20 protein-coding genes are annotated in these 21,727 nt (G+C 69.9%); 13 read left to right on the top strand and 7 right to left on the bottom strand.

From position 1 onward, the window contains the following. The 3 genes from EOT10_RS15465 to EOT10_RS15455 all read left to right on the top strand — a co-directional run bounded on the left by EOT10_RS15465 (position 1) and on the right by EOT10_RS15455 (position 3,921). Positions 1-1,824 carry a DEAD/DEAH box helicase gene (locus tag EOT10_RS15465; RefSeq protein ID WP_431313293.1) on the top strand — a complete coding sequence of 608 codons (1,824 nt, stop codon included), beginning with the start codon at positions 1-3 and terminating at the stop codon, positions 1,822-1,824. Further along, entirely contained in the window at positions 1,808-2,572 is a 765-nt protein-coding gene (locus EOT10_RS15460; protein ID WP_127828766.1) for a protein NO VEIN domain-containing protein, read from the top strand. Before EOT10_RS15465 ends, EOT10_RS15460 begins: the two co-directional genes overlap by 17 nt. A gap of 155 nt (positions 2,573-2,727) precedes the next feature. After that, entirely contained in the window at positions 2,728-3,921 is a 1,194-nt protein-coding gene (locus EOT10_RS15455; RefSeq protein WP_127828765.1) for a DNA cytosine methyltransferase, read from the top strand. Here the strand turns inward: EOT10_RS15455 and EOT10_RS15450 are convergent. The 5 genes from EOT10_RS15450 to EOT10_RS15430 all read right to left on the bottom strand — a co-directional run bounded on the left by EOT10_RS15450 (position 3,883) and on the right by EOT10_RS15430 (position 10,673). Further along, positions 3,883-4,353, bottom strand: coding sequence for a very short patch repair endonuclease (locus EOT10_RS15450; RefSeq protein ID WP_223280986.1), 471 nt, complete (start codon positions 4,351-4,353; stop codon positions 3,883-3,885). The two genes, EOT10_RS15455 and EOT10_RS15450, sit on opposite strands and share 39 nt — an antisense overlap. Positions 4,354-4,383: 30 nt before the next feature. Next, complete coding sequence (locus EOT10_RS15445) at positions 4,384-7,359, bottom strand: Z1 domain-containing protein (RefSeq protein ID WP_127828764.1); 2,976 nt, start codon at positions 7,357-7,359, stop codon at positions 4,384-4,386. Positions 7,360-7,422: 63 nt separating this feature from the next. Next, a complete protein-coding gene (locus tag EOT10_RS15440; protein WP_127828763.1) occupies positions 7,423-8,976 on the bottom strand; it encodes an ATP-binding protein in 1,554 nt (517 codons plus the stop codon). A gap of 157 nt (positions 8,977-9,133) precedes the next feature. Then, positions 9,134-10,183, bottom strand: a complete 1,050-nt coding sequence (locus EOT10_RS15435; protein ID WP_127828762.1) for an SEC-C domain-containing protein — start codon at positions 10,181-10,183, stop codon at positions 9,134-9,136. 40 nt (positions 10,184-10,223) lie between these two features. Continuing rightward, positions 10,224-10,673, bottom strand: a complete 450-nt coding sequence (locus tag EOT10_RS15430; RefSeq protein ID WP_189491581.1) for a DUF3592 domain-containing protein — start codon at positions 10,671-10,673, stop codon at positions 10,224-10,226. 143 nt (positions 10,674-10,816) lie between these two features. Here EOT10_RS15430 and EOT10_RS15425 point away from each other — a divergent pair, with 143 nt between their 5' ends. The 4 genes from EOT10_RS15425 (at position 10,817) to EOT10_RS15410 (ending at position 13,945) form a co-directional block, all read left to right on the top strand. Continuing rightward, complete coding sequence (locus tag EOT10_RS15425; RefSeq protein ID WP_431313292.1) at positions 10,817-11,626, top strand: class E sortase; 810 nt, start codon at positions 10,817-10,819, stop codon at positions 11,624-11,626. 120 nt (positions 11,627-11,746) lie between these two features. Then, on the top strand, positions 11,747-12,058 hold the full coding sequence (locus EOT10_RS15420; RefSeq protein ID WP_127828759.1) for a DUF6412 domain-containing protein: 312 nt from the start codon (positions 11,747-11,749) through the stop codon (positions 12,056-12,058). A 109-nt stretch (positions 12,059-12,167) separates the two neighbouring features. After that, positions 12,168-12,950 (top strand): YidC/Oxa1 family membrane protein insertase, encoded by a 783-nt coding sequence (locus EOT10_RS15415; RefSeq protein WP_127828758.1) that lies wholly within the window; start codon positions 12,168-12,170, stop codon positions 12,948-12,950. 137 nt (positions 12,951-13,087) lie between these two features. Next, the gene (locus EOT10_RS15410) at positions 13,088-13,945 is read left to right on the top strand and encodes a fumarylacetoacetate hydrolase family protein (RefSeq protein WP_127828757.1); all 858 of its coding nucleotides are present in this window, start codon (positions 13,088-13,090) and stop codon (positions 13,943-13,945) included. A gap of 131 nt (positions 13,946-14,076) precedes the next feature. Here EOT10_RS15410 and EOT10_RS15405 read toward each other — a convergent pair whose 3' ends face one another. Beyond that, the gene (locus tag EOT10_RS15405; RefSeq protein WP_127828934.1) at positions 14,077-14,514 is read right to left on the bottom strand and encodes a heme-degrading domain-containing protein; all 438 of its coding nucleotides are present in this window, start codon (positions 14,512-14,514) and stop codon (positions 14,077-14,079) included. A 53-nt stretch (positions 14,515-14,567) separates the two neighbouring features. Next, the gene (locus EOT10_RS15400; protein ID WP_127828756.1) at positions 14,568-15,719 is read right to left on the bottom strand and encodes a Gfo/Idh/MocA family oxidoreductase; all 1,152 of its coding nucleotides are present in this window, start codon (positions 15,717-15,719) and stop codon (positions 14,568-14,570) included. Between the two features lie 68 nt (positions 15,720-15,787). Between EOT10_RS15400 and EOT10_RS15395 the strand changes: the two genes are divergently transcribed. The 6 genes from EOT10_RS15395 to EOT10_RS15370 all read left to right on the top strand — a co-directional run bounded on the left by EOT10_RS15395 (position 15,788) and on the right by EOT10_RS15370 (position 21,713). Further along, positions 15,788-17,017 (top strand): ROK family transcriptional regulator, encoded by a 1,230-nt coding sequence (locus tag EOT10_RS15395; RefSeq protein ID WP_223280985.1) that lies wholly within the window; start codon positions 15,788-15,790, stop codon positions 17,015-17,017. Between the two features lie 165 nt (positions 17,018-17,182). Next, positions 17,183-18,022 carry a hypothetical protein gene (locus EOT10_RS15390; protein ID WP_223280984.1) on the top strand — a complete coding sequence of 280 codons (840 nt, stop codon included), beginning with the start codon at positions 17,183-17,185 and terminating at the stop codon, positions 18,020-18,022. Between the two features lie 46 nt (positions 18,023-18,068). Then, positions 18,069-18,827: a GntR family transcriptional regulator gene (locus EOT10_RS15385; protein ID WP_127828755.1), complete on the top strand. Its 759-nt coding sequence runs from the start codon at positions 18,069-18,071 to the stop codon at positions 18,825-18,827. 181 nt (positions 18,828-19,008) lie between these two features. After that, positions 19,009-20,064: an ABC transporter ATP-binding protein gene (locus tag EOT10_RS15380; RefSeq protein WP_127828754.1), complete on the top strand. Its 1,056-nt coding sequence runs from the start codon at positions 19,009-19,011 to the stop codon at positions 20,062-20,064. Next, positions 20,057-20,929 (top strand): 2-aminoethylphosphonate ABC transporter permease subunit, encoded by an 873-nt coding sequence (locus tag EOT10_RS15375; RefSeq protein ID WP_127828753.1) that lies wholly within the window; start codon positions 20,057-20,059, stop codon positions 20,927-20,929. Before EOT10_RS15380 ends, EOT10_RS15375 begins: the two co-directional genes overlap by 8 nt. Beyond that, complete coding sequence (locus tag EOT10_RS15370) at positions 20,916-21,713, top strand: ABC transporter permease (RefSeq protein WP_127828752.1); 798 nt, start codon at positions 20,916-20,918, stop codon at positions 21,711-21,713. Before EOT10_RS15375 ends, EOT10_RS15370 begins: the two co-directional genes overlap by 14 nt. Positions 21,714-21,727: the final 14 nt, after the last annotated feature.

The following is a 21,727-nucleotide window of genomic DNA, read 5'->3' as shown; positions in this document are numbered from 1 at the left end:
GTGGCGGAGGAACGTTCGCTCACCATCGGCTTCGACACCACCCGAACCAAGGTGGTGCTCCGCGCCGCACAGCAGTTCCAGCGCGATCTCGCCTCGCTGGCCACCCGGTTCTCGGTGGGGGGCCAGCGCAGCCTGCTTACGGCCGAGGTTGGGCTGGACGACTTCCTCGCCGGCATTGAGGCGCTGGCTGACTGGCCCGATGACGGGGTCGATTGGGATCAGGAACTCCTGGCACTCGTCGAGAGCGTCATGGACGACTCGGACTTCGCGGAGCGCCAGCTCCAGGGCGAGTCTGTGCGGCACGTTGACGCCGACGATGTTGAGAGCCTGCTGGGTGTCGGCTGGAAGGCCGATCTCACCAGCTTTCAGCAGCGGGACATCGCGCACTTGCTGTCCATGCAGCACGGGGCGAATTTCAGTGTCCCTGGAGCGGGCAAGACACGCGTCGGCCTCGCGGTGTACGCCGCGATGAAGGAGCGGGGAGATGTCCGACGCCTGCTCGTTGTGAGTCCCAAGTCGGCTTACGAGTCATGGCTGTTCGAGGCAGACGAGTGCTTCAAAGAAGCGCCCGTCACCCGGGTGATGGGAAGTACGCCAGACCCGTCCGCGGAAATCCTCATCGTGAACTACGAGCGTCTCGACAAGTCCCTCAACGCGCTCGCGTCGTGGCTGCGCGCCGCCCCCTCCATGGTCATCCTCGATGAGGCGCACCGGATGAAGCTCGGCGCGCGGGGGATTTACGGGAGTGCCTGCATGGCGCTGGGGCCGCTGAGCCGGCGTCGCCTGATTCTCACCGGAACGCCGGCGCCGAACGGGGCGAGGGACCTCGAGAACCTCCTCTCCTTCGTCTGGCCCGGCCAGGGCCGCAGGATCGTGACCAGTGCGGTCGACGGAGGAGACCTCGCCTACGCGAGCCAGGTGCTCCGGCCGATGTTCACCAGGACCACCAAGCACGAGCTGGGGCTGCCCCCGTTCCAGACACGGATCCGGTACGTGCCGCTTCCGGACGGGTCGCTCCACCGCGAGATCTATGACGCCCTGGTCGGCCGGTACTCCGCCCGGGCGTCAGCGGAGCGGGACGATTTCGACGCTCTCGGCAAGGCGATGCTGCGCCTGCTCATGGCCGCGACGAGTCCGGCTCTGCTCGGGGAAGGGGAGAGCCGCTACGAGCCGCTGGCCTACCGGGTACCTCCCTTGGAGGTGCCGGCCGGCGATTCGCTGTTCACACTGATGCGCGATCTGCCCGCGTACGAGCTCTCACCGAAGTACAAAGAAGCGCTGAAGATCGTCTCCGAGAACGCCGCGGCCGGCCGCAAGACCCTGGTCTGGACGACGTTCGTGCGGAGTCTGACAACCATGGAGCGCCTGTTCGCGGCCTATGAGCCGGCAGTGGTCCACGGGGGCACTCCGGACCGCGAGGACCAGATCCGGCGATTCCGCACCGATCCCGACTGCATGGTGCTGCTCTCTAACCCGGCCACCCTCGGCGAGGGGATCAGCCTGCATCACGAATGTCACGACGCGGTGTATGTCGACCGCGACTTCATGGCGGGGCGTTTCCTGCAGAGCCTGGACCGGATCCACCGTCTCGGGCTCGCTCCGGACACAGAGACCAGGGTGACCGTTCTGGCAGCCGAAAAGACCATCGACGAGGTAGTGGCGCTGCGGCTCGAACAGAAGCTGGAGTTCATGGGGAAGATCCTCGACGACCCCTCGGTACAGCAGCTCGCGGATCTGCAGGAGGAGCCCTCGATCGCCGCGGGCATGGATATGGGAGACGTACGGGCGCTGATGACTTACCTCGACGATGCAGTACGTAACTGAGAGCACCCGCAGGGCGGCGTACCGCTGGCTGGCGAAGCTGCAGGAGTCCGAGGTCCGCCGATTGCGGGTGGTATTCAGTAACGGCCCGTCCTACGCGGACCTCACCCCGGGCCAGTACGACCAGGGGCTTGTCTGGCTCCGCAGTCTGGGACTGGTGACACCTCAGGGGACGGCCGCGGGCGCCCTGCGGGTGAAGGACCTGAGCGACGCGGAGGCGGCCGTAACCCGGGTGCTGGCCAAGAGGGACCTTGAGGCCAGAAAGGCCACGGGCGATGCCGGTGAACGGGCACTGCTGGAATTGCTCAGGGAATCTGGCGCGCAGGATGTCTTCCACGCCGCGGCCGAATCCGACTCCTACGGGTACGACGTCGCCGCGACCGTGGCGGGCCGCCGGCTGCATATCGAGTGCAAGGCGACGACCGACGCACGACAACTGACCGTGCACCTCTCGCGCAATGAGTTCGAGACCATGCGGATGGACCCTCTGTGGATCCTCGTCGCGGTGCTCGTGGGGGAGGACGGACAGGCGCGGCAGGTTGTGACCGTCGACAGGGCGTGGCTCAGGGCCGCGGCACCGGCCGATACCACCGGAGACGTCCGGTGGGAGTCGGCGCGCTTCCGCGTGCCGTCGCAGATGATGGCTCCGGGGATCACGGCTGGATCCGAGAGGGTGCTCGCCCACCACGGGCAGGAAGCGGCTGGCCTTCGTGTCTGGGGAAGATCGGGGGATCTTGCTCTGCTGAGCTGATGCGGCCAGCATGAGCCGTCGGAACGGGCGGCTTAGCGCTCTCGTGGGTGTGACGGGCCTGCTGGGAGGGGAAGTTGTCCGGTCCCGCGACTCCTGCCTGGCCGGGATGCGACACTTGCATGTCTGCCAACGCCGCACACCAGGAGAAGCCGAGAATGAGCACCGCCGACAGGCTGACCTCAATTGAGATCTGCGCCGGTGCCGGCGGCCAGGCGGTCGGGCTCCACGCGGCGAAGTTCCGGCACTTGGCGCTCGTGGAGATTGATCGGCATGCTGCCGCGACGCTCGCTCTGAACGTCCGGGAGAACCCCGCGTGGAAGTGGGAGCGGGAACACTGCGTCATCATCAACCGCGATGTGAATACCTTCAAGCCACTCGAAGAGGTTCCGAACCCCTCCAGGAAGGGGAAGAAAGGCAACTCTGGGAAGCATGGCGAGGAAGGCGATTTCCTTAAGCCGGGAGAACTCGACCTCCTTGCGGGCGGAGTGCCCTGCCCCCCATTCTCGGCCGCCGGAAAGCAGCTCGGGCGTGATGATGAGCGTGACCTCTTCCCGAAGATGCTGGATCTCGTTGATCAGCTCCGGCCGCGCGCGGTGATGATTGAGAACGTACGTGGCCTGGTCGAGCCGGAGCCGAAATTCCGCTACTACCGCAACCACATCAAGAACCGGCTGCGTAAATCCGGCTACGTGATCTGCGGCTGGAATGTCCTGGAAGCCCAGGACTTCGGTGTTCCGCAGCTCCGTCCGAGGGCGATCCTGGTGGCTATCCGGAAGGACCAGTACAGGGGCTTCGACTGGCCGGTTCCCCGGAAGAAGATCACGACAGTGGCGCAGGCGCTCGAGGAATCCATGGCCCGGCGTCTTGGCGGGAAGGACTCACCGCTGTTCAAGCAGTGGTGGGACAAAGCGAGCCTTGGCACCGTCGCGCCGACTCTCGTGGGCGGCTCGAAGAAGCACGGCGGTGCCGATCTCGGACCGACCCGGGCGAAGAAAGCGTGGAACGCCCTCGGGGTGAACGGCATGGGTGTGGCCAATGATGAGGACAAGACCATTGACCGGGACCGCGACCTGGGGAGCCTGGCGCAGGAGCGCGGCCCCATGCTGACGGTCGAGCAGGCGGCGATCATCCAGGGATTCCCCAAGGACTGGCGCTTCGAGGGCAAGAAAACGGCCCAGTACAGGCAGGTGGGGAACGCATTCCCGCCTCTGGTTGCCGAGGCCGTCGGGCGCGCTATCGCGGAAGCTCTCCAGCGCACGGGAGAGCTGCGAGAAGACCCGGACCCCGAATTCGAGCCGGAGGAAGACCCCTCACTTACGGCGGTCCAGGAGAGCTTTCCGCCGAGCTAGGACGGCTTGCGAGACAACGGCCGCGCACTCGTCCGCTGGCTGGTGCTCCCAGAACCGCAGCACCAGCCAGCCCGCTTCCTCCAGGCGCTGAGTGGTGTCGCGGTCTCGCGCCACATTGGTGGCGACTTTGCCGGACCAGTAGCCGGGGTTAGTTTTCGGCGCTACGTAGTGCTCCGGGCAGCCATGCCAGTAACAGCCGTCCACGAACACGGCCACCCGGACCGGTCGGAAGACGATGTCGGCCGTCCGGCGCAGCCCGGGCAGCGGGCGTGCGGCCACCCGGTACCGCAGCCCCTGAGCGTGCAGGAGACGCCGGAGCAGGCGTTCTGGCTTCGTGTCGCGGCTGCGGATCGCCTGCATGTTCCTGCGGCGCGCGGCCGAGGAGGCCCAGGATCCTTCCGGGGCCTCCCAACCAGGCTTGTCTGGCTGCACTGGCTCTGCGCCTCCCTCTAGCGGAGCTGCTCAGCTGACGTCGATGACCGGAGAGTCCTTCTTTGAGTCGATCGTACGGAATGTGAGGTACGGGACCGGCTTGGCCGCGGGATCGGTGGCGGGGATGATGGCCGCCACGATGATCACCTTGTCCGGAGCGACGGCCCCGCCGGCCACCAGGCCGTCCAGTGAGCCGTCGGCTTGGTTCCCGACCGCGTAGAGCAGCACGGCGCCGCGCCGGGGCTGGTGTAGCTGGGTAGCGAAGGGGTCATCGTCGCTGAGGGCGCGGGCGCCAGCGATGCGCTCCGCGGACTGGCGGTGGGCCACACCGGAGAGACGGTTGAAGACGCCGTGCTCGTCGCGCCCACGCTTGACGAGCGTGAGGGGCACGGAGCCGAGAATGCTTCCCGCGGCGCTGTCTCCGTCGGACGTCTGCGGCGCGATCACGACCCAGTCATCCGTGGCACAGCCCAGCTCCCCCGGGTCCCGCAGGTACTCAAGGTGCGGGGCCACCAGGTCAGGGCGCCCCCAGGTCACGCTGTCCAGCGTATTGAGTAGCTGGCTGTGACTGATGACAGCGGTCTTAGCGGCATAGCGGGTGAAGCTGCCCCGGTCACCGCCGAGGTGCACGAACACGGAGGGGTCGTTGTCCAGCGCGCCGAGCACAGGGCGCCAGGCCTCGTTGCTGTGCCGGAGCTTTTCCCGGTCTGTCGGGTAGGCGAGCGGCTCGATCCAGTCACCCGGGGACCGCACCGCGACCAGCTCCGCGTTGAACATCTTGTTCTTCGCCGACGGCGGGAGAGTCCGTAGATGCTGCGCCACCAAGGGCGGCACCTTCGCCGGGGTAAGGCGCGGCTGACCGTCGACCAGGCCGGAGTACTTGGCGAGCTGCTTGCGGAACAGCTCCTCGTCCCGGCAGATCGCCTCGAACCGCTCGTAGAGGTCGGCGGTCTGCTTCCGGCCGTAGGCCTCCTCACGGCCGATGTACAGCCGGACCAGATCCCGGTAGCCGTGCCGGAAGCCGAACCAGCGGCCCATCTGCATCAGCGTGTCGGCCTGATGTGTCGTACGGCGGTAGTACGTCACGGTCAGGCCCTCGACCGTGAAGCCCCGGGAGAGCTTGGTGCCCCCGACCAGGATCTTCCAGACCGGCACCGGACCGTGGAAGTCGAGGTCGAGCGCGGCGAAGTAGGCGTCGGAGTCACCGTTGACGACGATCACCGGACGCCCGCCAGAGGTGATCCGCTGCCGGGCGTCGCTGACGTATCCGCGCAGCTCGCCGTAAGTGGCCGGCGTCGGCAGGGCAGGGGCCTGCGCCGCTGACACCGGGGCGAAGTCCTTCTCGTACAGGGCAGCCAGGCGCTCGTGGCCCGCGGAGGAGGAGTAACCGGACTCGTGCCACATGGTGTTGATGCGCAGCGCCAGCTCCGCGTGGTCGTCCGTCTTCAGCGACTCGTGGACGAGCATCGTGTGGTGGCGGAAGTCAGCGTCCGTGACCCCGTGTTCCGTGCGGTACAGCTTGAGAGCACCAGTCAGGAGGAACGCGTCCAGCGCTTCCTGCAGGCGGTCGTCGTCGTAGGTGTCCGCGTAGATGCCGCGTACGTGCGCCTTCTCCTGAGAGTTGGTGATGTCGCGTTCGGCCTCGGGGACCGGGCTGTCAAGGTCATGGAAGTCCTGGACGCCCATGTAGTCGGCAGGCCGGGGAAGCGAGATCAGGAAGTCGGTCGGGAAAATGTCGTGGGCGTCAGACGGGTCCACGAAGACGTTCGCGAACGGGGTCGCCGTATAGCCGACGTACTGCGCACGCGGCAGCAGCCCGAGCAGCTGGGAGATCTGGTCGTTGATCGCCGTGCGCTCCTTGCTGCCAGCCGCCCACTTCTTCGGGTTCGATGTGTTGAGGGACGCCTGGTCGGACTCGTCGTCGATGATCAGAGTCGGCAGCTCGCCGAGCAGCGACCTGATCTGCTTGAGATCCTTCACCAGCTTGCTGAGTACGGCTTTGTTCTTCTTCACGACCATGACGCGGGCCGCCGCGTGGTGCAGGTTGGCGGGGTCGTGCAGTGGACGGGTCTGGTCGCGCTTCTCGTACTCAAGGGCGCGGATGCCCGTGGCGAGGGTCTTGTAGTCGTTGTCGCGGGTGGTGAGGCGCTCGATGTCGAACGCGCCGCGCAGGGACGGACGGCCGCCGTGCGAGACGAACTTCGGCCAGTCCGGGTCGTCGTCGCCTACGTAGTCGACGCCGACGAGCGAGTCTAGGTCGTCCGGGTCGGCCCCGCGCAGGATGTTCTCCTGGCCGATCAGCTCCATGTCGATGCGGCGCTGGGTCTGGGCCCGCAGCATGTTGAGGGTGCCGCCGAGGACGATGACCAGGCGGTAGCCGGCGTCGATCGCCTTCGCCGTCACGCCCGTGAAGTTGGCGGTCTTGCCGGACTGTACGTACCCGACGACCAGCCCCTTCGCCTGGCGCGCCGCGATCTGTTCGGGGTCGGTCAGCCGCTCAACGACGGCACGGCTTGCTTCGTCCAGGCTGGCGATCGAGGCGGCGGACCACCCCTTTGACTGGAGCTTCTCCTCGTAGGCACGCCAGTAGAAGGAGCGGGCGGCGGCACGTTCCGGGGTGTACCAGTCGTGGAAGTCCTTGGTGACGATCGTCGGCGCCGGTATCTCGGAGATCGGCACCACCGTGTCGAGAACCTTCCTCAGATCAGTTCCGAGGGCGAGCTTGACGTATGCGGCGTCGCGCCGTGCCCGGGTGCGCGGGCTGGCGCCGTCGGCCCATGCGGCCTCCAGGGCGAAGTCCCAGTTGTTCAGATGGCGGGTCCAGAGGGCGACAAGTTCGTTGTCGCCCTTGAGTATCAGGGCACGGAACGTTTCCTCGGAGAGGTCCTCGTCCGGATGCCCGTCATCGGCGATGAAGGCCGCCATCCTGCCGAAGTGCCGGGGTGTGCTGCCCATCCCAGCGAGGGCGTTCGTGTGGATCTCAAGCAGAGTGTCGTCCGTCGTCATGGTGGCTCGGCTTCCTTGGCGAAGTGAGGAGACGTGGGTGCGTCTGGCGGTGGCGACGGCAGGTCAGCTGTCGGACCGCATACGCCGTTCACGCTGGGAGCGGGCCGACGCCAGCAGGATCGTGTTCCAGTAGTCGACCCGGTCCTGCCGTGTCTTCTCCCAGCGGCCGAGGCCGAAGCAGTCCTCCAGGAGCAGGTACAGGAGGGTCTTGGTGACCGGGGCGTCGTTCGTGCCGCCTCGGCGGCCGTCGTTGAAGTCCTCGCGGTACGTCTTGTTGAGGAGAACGGCGTTGGATTCCCGGTCCAGGGCGAAGAAGACGTCATCGGCCAGCGTCGTCCACGTGAACGCGATGGGGTCCTCGCCCGGCTTCTCCGGGAGCTCCTCCTTGATGACCCGCTTGATCGCCGGGTCGAGCCCCTTGCCGGGCGGAGTCACCGCCTTGCGGCTGATGTCGGAACGCTTCGAACCTTCGCGGTACGCGGTCTCGGCATGCCCGAGGAACTGCTGGAACGTGGCGTCCTGCGCATCCACCGCCTTGTCCACGGCTGAGGTGAAGGCGGGCGTGACGGTGACCGTCTCCTTCTTCACGTCGAGGCTGAAGACGCTGTTCGCCACCAGCGGCAGGTCCACCGCGACGCGGGCCAGGACGAGATGACTCTCGGCGTTGCGCAGGTTGTTCCAGCCGCCGGCCTGGACGAGCCGGTCGTTGCGGTAGAAGTAGAAGCCCTGCCGGTCGGAGAGCGAGCCGATCTGGCGGAATCCGGCCTGCTTGGACCTGGCCGGCCACACGTGAGTGGTGAGCGTGAGGTCTCCGACGCCTTCGACGGGAGCCGAGAATGTACGCGGATAGCCCTTGCTGCCCGGAACCTTGTAGCCGAACGGGTCCAGCGGCTCGACGGCGATGTGGTCGACCTCCTCGCCGAACCCCGCGCCGGCGCCGGTGACGTCCCAGACGGCGATGTCCAACTGCAGACCACGCTGCAGGAAGCGATGGAGATACAGGCCGAGGTGGGTCTCCAGACGCGCTATCGCCTTGGACAGGAACGCCTCGCTGTGCCCGCGCGCGACCGTCTCGAACGCGCGTACTCCGTCCCAGCGCACGACCGTGCCCTGCCACTCGATGACGCCGTCGTAGCGGTCGACCATGTCTTGCGCGTACCGCTGGTCGACGGTGTCGCAGCGGAACGAGTCCTCGATGCCTTCGGCGGTCAACCGGCGCCCGGCGGCCCGGCTGCGCTTGGTGCGGCTGATCACCGTCAGCGCCGACGCATTGGACAGAGAGGCGGCCTTCAGGCCTGTGCCGTACATGCCGAGTGCGCCTTCGCCGTAATCCCGGCGGCGGCCGACGGTCATCGCGGCGTCGAGTCCGGCGTCGTCCATGCCCGTGCCGTTGTCGATGATCAGCAGGGTCAGGATGCGGTCCGCGTCGCGCAGGAAATGCACGACGACCTTGTCCGCTCCGGCGTCGATCGAGTTGTCGATGAGGTCGGCGACGGCGACCTCGAAGCCATAACCCTGGTTGGAGAGGGCCTTGCCGTATCCGGCGTCCGGGTGCAGGTGCGTGCTGCCCGTCGTGGGTACGTCGTACTGCCACGCGGTGCCGGATTCGTAAGGCATGTCATTCCTCGTGCACACAGGTCGGGGCTTGCGTGGGGGATGGGCGGCCCGACAGCTCAATCGTAAATGTGAAGGTACTGCAAAGGTCTACGTGCCCTCTAGCCCGCCCTTGCCGCCCAACCCCCTTCCCCCGGACGTCAGTCCGTCCCCTCAGACGTCAGTCCGCAGCCCCCACCCCATGACACTCCCCATAAGTCCGCCCCGACCCGCACCAGCACTCCGCGCTTCGCTCCGGGGGCCACGGGACCGCTCGGCCTCGGGCCGCCAGTGTTGTGGCGTACTGGGGGAGCAGGGAGGCGTCTGTGGGGGAGGAGGATTCTGAGGCTGCGAATGCCTCGTAGGAGGGGACCGTTCCTGTGACGATGCCCAGGTTCGGGGTGCCGGAGGCCGCGAGTTCGCGGAGGGAGGACTCTATGGTCGCCAAGTGTTCGGCGTGGGACGGGTATTCGGCGGTGAGGGTCGGGTAGGCCGAGACCAGTTCTGCGAGTTCGGCTTCCGTCCAGTGGAGTACGGCTACCGGGAACGGGCGCGAGAGTGCCTGGCGGTACGAGCCCAACTCCGCGCGCAGGAGCAGGATTTCGGCCATCAGTTCCGCCGGGTTGTCCGAGCCGAGCGCCCACGTCCGCTTCGGGTCGTGGAGTTCGTCCAGGGACACTGTTGACCTGTTGACCTGGTCCGCGAGCGCGTCCCACTCGTCGTGGGCCGCGCCCAGCATTCGGCGTACCCGGTGGCGGCCCACGATCAGCGGGTGCGTCTCGTACGGCGGGTTCGCGCGGTCAGCCTCCGGCAGGAGGAGCGTCAGGGCCTCGGTGAAGGTTTCGTGCGCCGCTTCCAGTTCGTCGTGCGACTCCAGGGCCTCCGCCACGATCACATACGCGGCCGGGTCCCTCGGAGCCGCCGTGCGGATGCCCGTGATGATCGCGCGGGCCTCGGCCTCGTGGCCGTACTCCCACAGGTTCGCGGCCATCAGGGCCTTCACCAGGTGCGGCTGCTCCAAGGCCGGCGGCGGGCCGGCGAGCAGGCCGTCGTACAGCGCGGCGGCGCGCTGTCGGGCGTCGGCGAGTTCGTAGTGCGCCGCGGCCTGGAGGAGCAGCTGCTCGGCGTCCTCCGGGTACAGGCCGGCGATGCGCTCCAGGCGCTCGGCTTCGGCGATGTGGTTGACAGGGTCTACGGGCTCGGCGGGCGTAGCAGGCGTGTCGGGGCGCATGAGTGACACCGTAGCGCCGACCACCGTCAGCGGGGCCAGGTCACCACGGGCTCGCGTATCCGTTACTCACGTTCATCACGTACCCCATCCGCCAGATCACCACCGCCAGCGTGCCGGCCCACAACGCCATGCCTGTCCACAGCCAGGCGACGCAGGAGCGGTAGCGGCCGTCGCCGTCCAGGGCGGCGAGCTCGGGGTGCGCCGGGTCGAAGCGGACGCGTATGCGGCGGCCCTCCGGGAGCACGTGGGGGCCCGCCTCGTCCGGCAGTGCCTGCTCGCGCGTCGTGCCGTCGGCCGGCGTCCAGCCGACTACCGGGTGCAGCACCGGGTACGTCGCCTCGTTCGACGCGACATGACCGGTCACGGTCGCGTCGACCATCGTGCCCGTGCTGCGCCGGAGCGTCTCGGTGACGAGTTGCAGGCCTTGCGTCGTCGCCAGGACCAGGCCCGCGACGAAAGGGATCAGCGCCAGTAACCAGAGGGGACTCATGGGGAGTGAGCCTAGGGGCGCTTCTTGGGATGGTCCGTTGTCTGGTGAGTTGAGGGGCGAGGCCCTATCTTGCGGCCGTGCGGGAGCGGGAGCGGGAGCGGGAGCGGGTGAAGGTGCAGGTGCGGGAGCGTGGGCCTGTTGTCGTGCGGCAGGGGCCGCACGCGCGGCGCCGCGCGTCCAGGCACCCCTCGGCTCGCCCCACCACACTGCGTCGCACCCTGTGGACCGGCGCCGAGGTCGCCGTGACGCTCGGGGCCGTCCTGCTGCTCCTCGTCGTCCACCAGCTGTGGTGGACCAACCGCGAGGCCCGGGCCGGCGCCGAGCGCAAGGTGCAGGCCCTGGAGCGCGAGTGGGCCGCCCCGCCCGCCCAGGGGCAGGGCGGCGGAGATCGGGGCGCACCCGCGGAAGCGGAACCGGCGAACGGCAACGCCCCCGCCGCGTCCGGCGCCCGCTCCGGCCGCCGCGCACCCGCCCGCTCCTCCGCCGCGGCAACCCCCAGCTGGGACCAGGCCTACGCCGTCCTCACCATCCCCCGCCTCGGCCTCCGCGTCCCCGTGGCCGAGGGCGTCGGGAAGGAGAACGTCCTCAACAAGGGGTACGTCGGCCACTACCCCGGCACCGCACAGCCCGGCCAGGCCGGGAACTTCGCGCTCGCCGGGCACCGCAACACCCACGGGGAGCCCTTCCGGTACATCACGCGCCTGCGAAAGGGCGACGAGGTCCAGGTCAGCACGCGCGGCGCCGTGTACACGTACGTCGTCGACAAGAGCCTCGCGCAGACGTCCGCGCGGGACGGCGGCGTCATCGAGCGCGTGCCGCGCAGCCGGGTCGCGCGGGGCGCCGGGTACAGCGAGCCGGGGTACTACATCACGCTCACCACCTGCACCCCCGAGTACACGTCCCGCTACCGGCTCGCGGTCTGGGGGAAGCTGCGGTCGATGCGGCCCCGGTGAGGTGCGGGGCGCTGTCACGCACCGGCACCGTGACGTCCGCCCTACAGCCCGCCGCGGTGATCCTGTATAACGGGCAGAACCACACACACGTACGGGACGAGAGAGGGAGGGGTAACGGACATGACGCGCACTTGGACCGCCGCGCTGCGGCCCGCCGCCCTGCTTCTGTTCCTCCTCGTCGAGACCGTGCTCGTCGACACCGGCAGCCTCACTGCCGCCGTCGCGCTCGCCGCGACCGCCGCCGTGGGTTCCGCGCTCGCCGTCTGCTCCCTGATCGCCGCGCGCTGCGCGCCCGCCGTGCCCCGCACCCGGGTCCGTACGGCGATCCGCGACCGTGAGCAACGCACCGCGTTCCTGCCCCAGCGCGACCCCGACGCCCCGGGTCGCAGGCGCCCCCGAGCGCCCGGCCGTCCCCTCCTGACGGCCGCGTAGGGGATCTGCTCCACACGAGCTCCACCCCTTACGGGCCGTCACGCCGATCGGCCGCCCTTCCCGGCGGTCTTCCGATTCCGGCACGACGGGACCCCCGGAGGGCTCACCCATGTCGACGTTCATGTCTGTCTTCGCCAGCCTGGTCGAGCACATCGCCGACCTGCTCGACCCGCTCTTCCACGCCTCGGCGACCGCGGCGGCGATCATCCTCTTCACCGCGTTCGTCCGCCTCCTCGTGCACCCCCTGTCCCGGGCCTCGGCCCGCGGGCAGCGCCAGCGCGCCAAGCTCCAGCCGCGTATCGCCGAGCTGCGCACGAAGCACAAGAAGAACCCCGAGAAGCTCCAGAAGGCGATCATGGAGCTGCACAAGGAGGAGAAGGTCTCGCCGCTGTCCGGCTGCCTGCCCAGCCTCTTCCAGCTCCCGGCCTTCTTCCTGCTCTACCACCTGTTCTCGAACACGAGCCTGGGCGGCGAGCCCAACGCCCTGCTCGGCCACACCCTCGGCGCCGCGCCCCTCGGCGGCCGCTTCAAGGACGCGCTCGCGGACGGCGGGCTCTTCGGCGCGCAGGGCGTCGTCTATCTGGGCCTGTTCGCGATCGTCGCGGCGGTGGCGAGCTTCAACTACGTCCGTACGAAGCGTCAGATGGCGGCCCAGCCGGTGCCGCCGACCGCCACCGCCGCCGCGGACGGACAGCAGGCTCCGATGGCCGGTGCCATGGCCTCGATGACGAAGATCATGCCGCTGATGTCGTTCATGACGCTGTTCACGGTGGGCTTCGTGCCGCTCGCCGCCGCCCTCTACGTGGTGACGAGCACGACCTGGAGCGCGGTCGAGCGGGCCGTCCTGTATCGCGACATGCCGTCCGCGGCGGCACTGGCTACTGCTGTGTAAAGCCACTCGCTACCGCCCGGTAAGGGTCCAGTCCGTGAACGCGGTATTGCGGACTGGACGGGGACCTTGGACGATCGACCAGTCCTCCGATGGCTGCACCCGTCGGGAGGCCCCTCGTCGATCAAGGAGTCTCACCAATGAAGCTGCTGCGAGTCGGTACCGCTGGAGCGGAGCGCCCGGCCCTGCTGGACGCGGACGGTGTCCTGCGTGACCTGGCCGGAGTCGTCCCCGACATCGACGGGGCGCTGCTCGCCGACGACGCCGCGCTCGCGCGCGTACGGGCCGCCGCCGAGTCCGGCGAGCTGCCGGAACTCGACGCCGCGGGCCTGCGGATCGGCCCGCCGGTCGCGCGGATCGGCAAGGTCGTGTGCATCGGCCTGAACTACCACGACCACGCCGCCGAGACCGGTGCCGAGCCGCCGTCGGAGCCCGTCGTCTTCTTCAAGGCGGCGGACACCGTCATCGGCCCCGACGACACCGTGCTCGTACCGCGCAAGTCCGTGAAGACGGACTGGGAGGTCGAGCTGGCCGTCGTCATCGGGCGTACGGCGCGCTACCTGGAGTCGCACGAGGAGGCCCTCGCGCACGTCGCCGGATACGCGGTCGCGCACGACGTCTCCGAGCGCGAGTTCCAGATCGAGCGCGGCGGCACGTGGGACAAGGGCAAGAACTGCGAGACGTTCAACCCGCTGGGCCCCTGGCTCGTGACGCGGGACGAGGTCGCGGACCCGCAGGCGCTCGGCCTGAAACTGTGGGTGAACGGGGAGCTGAAGCAGGACGGCTCGACCGCCGACCAGATCTTCCCGGTCGCGGAGGTCGTCCGGTACGTCAGCCAGTTCATGACCCTGTACCCGGGCGACGTCATCAACACGGGGACGCCGGCCGGTGTGGCGATGGGGCAGCCCGAGCCGAAGCCGTATCTGCGGGCCGGGGATGTCGTGGAGCTGGAGATCGAGGGGCTGGGGCGGCAGCGGCAGGCCCTCAAGGACGCGTAGGCGCTCTGCTGGGTTTTGTGGGGGACTGCGGGGGGGGGCCTGCACGTTGTTGTGCGTTGGCTGCGGGCCGTGGGGGCTTGGCGCGCAGTTCCCCGCGCCCCTTAAGGGGCGCGTGCTTACGGAGCGCGTGGTCAGTCCGTGATGAAGAGGTCCAGGGCCTTGATCACCAAGGCGTGGTCGTCCAGTTGGGGGAGGCCTGAGACCACCACAGCTCCGATGACTCCCGCGCCCTCTACCGCGATCGGGAACGCGCCGCCGTGGGCCGCGTAGGTGTCCGGGTCGAGTCTGGACGACTCCTCGAACGTCGTGCCCTTCGCCCGGAAACGGGTTCCGACCAGCAGGGACGAGCAGGCGTAGCGCTCCACGACGCGGCGCTTGCGGGCGATCCAGGCGTCGTTGTCCGGGGTCGATCCCGGGAGCGCCGCGTGGAAGAGCTGCTGGCCGCCGCGCGTGATGTCGACCGCCACCGGAGCCTTGCGCTCCCTGGCCAGCTCGACGAGCAGCGAGCCCAGTTCCCAGGCGTCCTCGTGGTCGAACTTGGGCAGGATCAGGCGGCGCTCCTGCTCCATGAGTTCGTCGACCGTCGGGGTGGCCGACGGAGTGGCCGACGGGTCGGCGGCGCTCACAGGGTCACCGTCACACCGTCGCGGGCCGAGCGGCGGGCCGCCTCCAGGACGTCGAGCGCGGCCGCGGCCTGCCCGGCGGTCACCGGGTTCTCGCCGGTTCCGCGCAAGGCCGCCGCGATGGCCGCGTAGTACGCGGGGTACGCGCCGGGGAGTGTCTCCACCGGCCGGCCGCCGCCCGTCAGCGGGGACTCCCCGGAGCCGATCCGGCCCCACATCGCCTCGGGCTCCACGCCCCAGGACTCGCCGGGTGCCGGACGCCTGCCCTCGCGCAGCGCCGCCTCCTGCGGGTCGAGGCCGTACTTCACATAGCCGGCCTGCGAGCCGAGGACGCGGAAGCGCGGGCCGAGCTGGGCCGCGGTCGCGGAGACGTACAGGTGGGAGCGGACGCCGTTCGCGTGCGTGATCGCGATGAACGTGTCGTCGTCGGCCGCCGCGCCCGCCCGCCGCACGTCCGACTCCGCGTACACGGAGACGGCGGGGCCGAAGAGGACCAGGGCCTGGTCGACGACGTGACTGCCGAGATCGTAGAGGAGACCTCCGATCTCTTCCGGGTCGCCGGACTCGCGCCAGCCGCCCTTGGGCTGCGGCCGCCAGCGCTCGAAACGTGACTCGAAACGCCATACGTCGCCGAGCGGGCCGCCGAGTTCGCCATCCGCGAGCAGGTGCTGGAGGGTCAGGAAGTCGTTGTCCCAGCGGCGGTTCTGGAAGACCGAGAGCAGCAGCCCGCGCTTCTCGGCCAGCTCCGCGAGCCCGCGCGCCTCGGCGGCGGTGCCGGCGAGCGGCTTGTCGACGACGACCGGGAGGCCCGCCTCGAGTGCGGCCGTCGCGATCGATACATGCGTCTTGTTCGGGGAGGCGATGACGATCAGGTCGAGCTCGCCCGCGCGCGGCCACAGCTCGTCGGGCGTCGCCGCGAAACGCACGCCGTCCCCGAACTCCGCCCGGGCCTGCGCCTGACGCTCCGGGTTCGAGGTGACGACCGTGTCGAGGACGAGGCCCTCGGTGGCGGCGATCAGCGGGGCGTGGAAGACGGAGCCCGCCAGGCCGTAGCCGACGAGACCGACACGGAGGGGACGGAGGGGACGGAGGGGGGAGCCGGTTGCCTCAGCCGTTCCTGATGTCGTGCCTTCAGTCGTGCCTTCAGTCATGCCTTCAGTCATGCTCTCCACTTAAGCAACGGTGTTGCCAAAGTGCAAGCGGGGCGGACAATGGGGGAGTGAACAGGGCTAACTCCGGGATCAATCTCGCGGCACTGCGCGGCCACAACGCCGCGCTCGTGCTCGATCTGCTGCGCACGGCGGGCGACGAAGGCATCAGCAGACTCGAACTCGCCGAGCGCACGGGGCTCACCCCTCAGGGCGTCAGCAAGATCACCGCGCGGCTCCGGGAGCAGGGGCTCGTGACGGAGGCGGGCCGCCGCGCCTCGACGGGCGGCAAGCCGCGCACCGTCCTGCGCCTCGTGCCGGACGCCGGGTACGCGGTCGGGCTGCACCTCGACCGCGACGAACTGACGGCGGTCCTGGTCGACCTCGCGGGCACCGTCGTCGCCGAACGCCGCTCCCCGCTGGCCTTCGGCGCGGGCGGCGACGCGGTCGTGGAGGCGGCGGCGACCGAGGTGGAGGGGCTGCTGGCGGAAGAGGGTGCGGCCCCGGAGGTGGATACGGCGACGGGAGCGGAGGCCGAGGCGGCCGCCGGCGCGCAGCCCCCGTACCCCTCCCCCCGCGTCCTCGGCGTCGGTGTCGCCCTGCCCGGTCCCCTCGATCACGCCTCCGGAGTCCTGCACCGGGTCACCGGGTTCCCCGAGTGGGACGGGTTCCCGCTGCGGGACGCGCTCGCGGGGCGGCTCGGCCTGCCCGTCGTCGTGGACAAGGACACCAACGCCGCCGCGCTCGGCCTCGCGCTCGCCGGGAGCGGCGACTCGTTCGCGTATCTCCACCTCGGCACGGGGCTCGGCGCCGGGCTCGTCCTGGGCGGCAGGCCCTACCGCGGGCCGCACACCGGAGCGGGGGAATTCGGCCACCAGGTGATCCAGTTGGACGGCCCGCTCTGCGGCTGCGGCAACCACGGCTGCATCGAGGCGCTGTGCCTCGCCGCCGTCGCGGCCGGTTCGGTGGACGAGGCCGCGCGGGTGCTCGGCGAGGGCGCGGCGAACATGGTCGGCCTTCTCGACATCGATCTCGTCCTGCTCGGCGGGCGCACGGTCGCGTCCGCCGAGGAGGGCTTCGTCGACGGGGTACGGGCGGTGCTGCGCGAGCGGGCGCGGCGCGCCGGCACGGTGGAGGTCCCCGTGCTGCGGGCGCCCGGCGCGGCGACGGCGGTCGTCGAGGGGGCCGCCCAGCTGGTGCTCGCGCCCCTGTTCGGCCGGGCGAACGGCCACTTCCCGGCGAACCGGGAAAACGGAACGGGAAGACAGAAACAGAACCGGAAAGACGGGAATCTGAGCTGATCGAGGGGATTCGCTCGGGCATCGGGCCGTACGGGCCGTGCTGGTCCCGGGTGCGGCGGGGCGCGCGTGACACGGTCGCGGCGGCCGTACCTGTGCCAATGCATCTACAGGCACAGGCACAGGCACAGGCAGGGCACCCGTCCCCGCGACCAGCAAAGGCTCCCCATGCGACCGCGTATCCCGCTCGCCGCCACCGCCGTGGCTCTGACCTCCCTGGCGATCGGGGGCTACGTCATCGCGGCGGAACCGGGCCGGGCGGAGGCCGCCCCGCGGGAGCCCACCTGCGCGTCCCCGCGCCGCGCCGACTTCCCGATCCGCACCCGGATCCACCCGGGTCCCGCCACCTATCGCCCCGGCGGCGGCTTCCGCTCCTGGTCCCTGGACCTCACCAACACGACCGACGCGGAGTGCGCCGGCATCCACCCGGTGCTCGTACTCGTCGACGAGAAGCGGACACTGGCACCGCAGCAGATCCGGCTGGAATTCTCCGACGGCACGCGCAGTCACCCGGTGCGTTTCGAGAGGACCGACCGGGACGAGAACATCGGCGTCTTCGACGACGGCTTCCCCGGTTTCCGGGTGGGCCCGGGCGAGACCGTCACCGTCGAGGCCCGCCTCACGTTCACCTCCGACGCCCGGCCGAACGCCGTCGTCGCCAACGCCGCCGTGGTGCAGCGCCGCGACGACGACGGCGAGTGGGTGGGGCAGTCCGGCGACTACCGGTTCAGGCTGACGGACGGGGGCCGTACCCCCGAGGACGCGCCCACGCCCACCAGCCCAAGCGCAAGACCAAGCACCGATACCGGCACCACCCCGAACGCCACCCCCACCCCCGAAACCCTCCCCCACCACCCCAGCCGCCCGTCCTCACCCCGTGAACTCGCCCGCACCGGGTCGCGTCCCCCGTACCCCCTGCGCGGGCTCGCCGCCGCCTCCGCCGCCCTGCTCGCCGTCGGCGCGGCCCTCATGGCCGCTTCGCGGCGGCTGCGCACCGGCCCGCGCTGAGGGCGCGTATTCGGCCACGTTCATCATCGTCTGCGAACATCCCTGGGTGGATTACCCGAACGACCAGGCACCTGGCGCACCCGTACGCTCCGGCATCCCCGAGCACGGCCGCATTCCGAAGTACTACGCGGTCAAGGCCCATGTCTCCGCGCTCCTCGACGAGTTGGGGGAGGGGGAGCCGCTGCCCACCGAGCGGGAGCTGGCCGTCCGCTTCGAGGTGGCGCGCGAGACCGTGCGGCAGGCGCTGCGCGAACTGCTCCTCGAAGGGCGGCTGCGCCGGCAGGGGCGGGCGACGGTCGTGGCGGGGCCCAAGCTGGAGCAGCCGCTGTCGCTCGCCAGCTACACCGAGGGCGTGCGCCGCCAGGGCCGCCGCCCGGGCCGTACGCTCATCGGCCTCGACCGCTTCCCGTGCCCGCCCGCCCTCGCCGACGAGATCGCGGTCGAGCGGGGCGAGCCGGTGTGGCACATGGAGCGCGTGCTGCTCGCCGACGACGAGCGCGTCGGCCTGGAGAGCACGTACGTGGCCGTCGCGCGGATGCCACGCCTCGACGTCGACTTCGACCCGGACTCGTCCTTCTACTCGTATGTGCACGAGCGGCTCGGGATCGACTTCGGGTCCGCCGACGAACGGATCGAGACCGTCCTCGCCACCCCGCGCGAGGCCCTGCTCATCGGGACCCCGCCCGCCCTGCCGATGCTCCTCATCCACCGGGTCTCGTACGACACCGGCGGGCGCCCCACGGAACGCGTGCGGACGCTTTACCGCGGGGACCGCTTCTCGTTCACCACGCGTTTGGGCAACTGAGCGCCGGGGGGCGCCAATTGACCCGACTCGACGCACGACGATAACGAGAACGTAACGGGTCTAGGCCAACCTTGGGTCGTCGTTCACCGTCCCGTTGCCGTGCGGACCGGCACGGGTCACCCGGCCCGAGGAGCGTTGCCGCCGTGAGAGAGAAGACCGACCCCATGGGGGTGGAGGGCTGATGGCCGACGGCATCCGCTTCGAGAAGGTGTCCGTCGCCTACGGCGGCAACACCGTCCTCGACTCCCTCGACCTGACCGTCGAGTCCGGCGAGGTCATGGCGCTGCTCGGCCCCTCCGGGTCCGGGAAGACCACGGCCCTGCGCGCCGTCGCCGGATTCGTGCGGCCCGCCTCGGGCCGCGTCCTGATCGGCGACCGCGACGTCACGGATCTGCCGCCCCACCGGCGCGGCATCGGCATGGTCGTCCAGCAGTACGCCCTCTTCCCGCACCTGCGGGTCGAGGACAACGTCGCGTTCGGCCTGAAGGCGCAGAAGGTCGCCAAGAACGAGATTCCCGGGCGGGTCACCGAGGCCCTGGAGATGACCGGGATGGCGTCCTACGCGAAGCGCTACCCGCGCGAGCTGTCCGGCGGCCAGCAGCAGCGCGTCGCCATCGCGCGCGCCCTCGCCATCCGGCCGGGCGTCCTGCTCCTCGACGAGCCGCTGTCCGCCCTCGACGCGCAGCTGCGCTCCGGCATGCTGGCCGAACTGGCCCGCCTGCACCGTGAGTTGCCCGACGTGTCGATCCTCTACGTCACCCACGACCAGGTCGAGGCGCTGACCCTGGCCGACCGGATCGCCGTCATGGACAAGGCGCGGCTCCAGGACGTCGGCACGCCGCAGGAGCTGTACCGCAGGCCCCGCACCGAGTTCACCGCGTCGTTCGTGGGCAACGCCAACCTCCTTCCCGTACAGGTGGGTTCGGGGTCGGTGTCCTTCGCCGGCGCCGAGCTGAAGGTGCCCACCGGCGACGTCTCCTCCGGAGTGTCCGCGACCCTGTGCGTGCGCCCGCACCTCGTCGGACTCGGCGACGGGCCCAACGCGCTCACCGGCTCCGTCGCCGAGGTCCAGTGGCGCGGCTCGACGCACCGCCTCTACGTCGACGTGGACGGGCACCGCCTCAAGGCGGACCTGCGTGAGCTGCGGACGCCTCCGGCGCTCGGCGACGAGGTCACCGTGCACTTCGCGCCCGAGGACGCGGTGCTGCTGTCCGCCGGGGTGAGCGCGGATGGCTAGCGCGACGCTCGGCGCACGGGCCGGGGTGAGGGTCAAGTCCCGTACAGAGATACCGAGATGGGTGTGGGCGCTGCCGCCCGTCGCCGTGCTCGGGCTCGTCTTTCTCTACCCGCTCGCCCTCGTGGTGCAGCAGTCCGTGACGCCCGACACCGGCGGCACCTCGCTCCAGCCGTACGCCGACGTCTTCGCGTCGTCCGCGTTCCGCGAAGCGCTCGGGACGACGGTGTGGCTGGCGGTCGGGGCGACCGTGGGATGCCTCGTCCTCGGGTTCGCGCTCGCGCTGGTCATCGCGTTCGTCCCGTTCCCCGGCGGGAAGGCCGTCGCCAAGTTCATCGACGTGTTCCTCTCCTTCCCGTCCTTCCTGATCACCCTCGCGCTGCTCTTCGTCTACGGCTCCGTGGGCATGGCCAACGGGCTGTGGACGGACGTCACGGGGGCGGCCACCGGGCCCTTCCAGTTCCTCGCCACCCCGTGGGGTGTGCTCCTCGCCGAGATCACGTACTTCACGCCGTTCGTGATGCGGCCGCTGCTCGCCGCGTTCTCGCAGATCGAGACCGCGCAGCTGGAGGTGGCGTCCTCGCTGGGCGCCCGGCCCGCGCGGATCGTGCGGCAGGTCATCCTGCCCGAGGCGCTGCCGGCGCTGGCCGCCGGCGGCAGCCTCGTCCTCGTCATGTGCCTCAACGAGTTCGGCATCGTGCTCTTCACGGGGGCGAAGGGGGTGACCACGCTGCCGATGCTTGTGTATGGCAAGGCCATCTTGGAATCGGACTACCCGGGGGCGTGTGTGGTCGCCGTCGTCAACGTGCTGATCTCCGTGGGGCTCTACGGTGTCTACAAGGTGGTGAGCCGGCGTGCTCGTGCATAGCCGTAAAGGCAAGTGGGCCGCCTGGGTCGCTTTCCTCGTCCTCTTTCTGCCCCTCTTCGCGTTGCCGCTGCTCGTCATCGTCGCCGCCTCGTTCGCCACGAGCTGGTCCAGTGCCTTTCCGACCGGGTTCACCGGTGGTCACTACCGGGCCGCCACCAGCGGCGCGTCCCTCCAGGCGCTGACCACCAGCCTCGTCACCGCCGTCAGCGCCAGCGTCCTCGCCCTGCTGATCGGCACCTGGGCCGCCCTCGCGGCCGCCGCGCTCAAGAAGGGCGGCCGCAGGGTGCTCGACGCCCTGTTCATGCTGCCGGTCGCCGTGCCGTCCGTCGTGGTCGGCCTCGCCGTCCTCGTCGCCTTCTCCAAGCCGCCGGTGCTCCTCAACGGCACCCGCTGGATCGTCATCCTGGCGCACACGATCCTTGTCACGGCGTTCGCCTATCAGTCGGTTTCGGCCGCGATCGTGCGACTCGACCCGGCGTACGAACAAGCCGCCGCGTCCCTGGGCGCCAGGCCCTCGTACGTCCTGTGGAAGGTGAAGCTGCCCCTCCTGCTGCCGTCCCTGAACGCGGCCGCCGGACTCTGCTTCGCCCTGTCCATGGGCGAGCTGAGCGCCACGATGATGCTGTACCCGCCCGACTGGCTGCCGCTGCCCGTACAGATCTACTCGACCACCGACCGCGGCTCCCTGTTCACCGGGTCGGCGATCTCCGTGGTGCTGATGGCGACGACGCTGCTCGTCCTGCTGCTCGTCTCACGGATCCGCACCAAAGCCTCCTACCGCTAGCCCTCCCTCAACCA

Origin of the sequence: Streptomyces antnestii (assembly GCF_004005495.1) — a bacterium.
In the GTDB taxonomy this organism is placed as follows: domain Bacteria; phylum Actinomycetota; class Actinomycetes; order Streptomycetales; family Streptomycetaceae; genus Streptomyces; species Streptomyces antnestii.
Note: the sequence above shows the minus strand (reverse complement) of the source record. Positions and strands in the feature narration are given on the sequence as shown.

What these genes read in the sequence shown, in the direction of transcription:
- EOT10_RS15460 (WP_127828766.1), top strand. Translation starts at nt 1,808, where the DNA reads ATGCAGTACGTAACTGAGAGCACCCGCAGGGCGGCGTACCGCTGGCTG.
- EOT10_RS15455 (WP_127828765.1), top strand. Translation starts at nt 2,728, where the DNA reads ATGAGCACCGCCGACAGGCTGACCTCAATTGAGATCTGCGCCGGTGCC.
- EOT10_RS15445 (WP_127828764.1), bottom strand. Translation starts at nt 7,359, where the DNA reads ATGACGACGGACGACACTCTGCTTGAGATCCACACGAACGCCCTCGCT.
- EOT10_RS15440 (WP_127828763.1), bottom strand. Translation starts at nt 8,976, where the DNA reads ATGCCTTACGAATCCGGCACCGCGTGGCAGTACGACGTACCCACGACG.
- EOT10_RS15435 (WP_127828762.1), bottom strand. Translation starts at nt 10,183, where the DNA reads ATGCGCCCCGACACGCCTGCTACGCCCGCCGAGCCCGTAGACCCTGTC.
- EOT10_RS15430 (WP_189491581.1), bottom strand. Translation starts at nt 10,673, where the DNA reads ATGAGTCCCCTCTGGTTACTGGCGCTGATCCCTTTCGTCGCGGGCCTG.
- EOT10_RS15420 (WP_127828759.1), top strand. Translation starts at nt 11,747, where the DNA reads ATGACGCGCACTTGGACCGCCGCGCTGCGGCCCGCCGCCCTGCTTCTG.
- EOT10_RS15415 (WP_127828758.1), top strand. Translation starts at nt 12,168, where the DNA reads ATGTCGACGTTCATGTCTGTCTTCGCCAGCCTGGTCGAGCACATCGCC.
- EOT10_RS15410 (WP_127828757.1), top strand. Translation starts at nt 13,088, where the DNA reads ATGAAGCTGCTGCGAGTCGGTACCGCTGGAGCGGAGCGCCCGGCCCTG.
- EOT10_RS15405 (WP_127828934.1), bottom strand. Translation starts at nt 14,514, where the DNA reads ATGGAGCAGGAGCGCCGCCTGATCCTGCCCAAGTTCGACCACGAGGAC.
- EOT10_RS15400 (WP_127828756.1), bottom strand. Translation starts at nt 15,719, where the DNA reads ATGACTGAAGGCACGACTGAAGGCACGACATCAGGAACGGCTGAGGCA.
- EOT10_RS15390 (WP_223280984.1), top strand. Translation starts at nt 17,183, where the DNA reads ATGCGACCGCGTATCCCGCTCGCCGCCACCGCCGTGGCTCTGACCTCC.
- EOT10_RS15380 (WP_127828754.1), top strand. Translation starts at nt 19,009, where the DNA reads ATGGCCGACGGCATCCGCTTCGAGAAGGTGTCCGTCGCCTACGGCGGC.
- EOT10_RS15375 (WP_127828753.1), top strand. Translation starts at nt 20,057, where the DNA reads ATGGCTAGCGCGACGCTCGGCGCACGGGCCGGGGTGAGGGTCAAGTCC.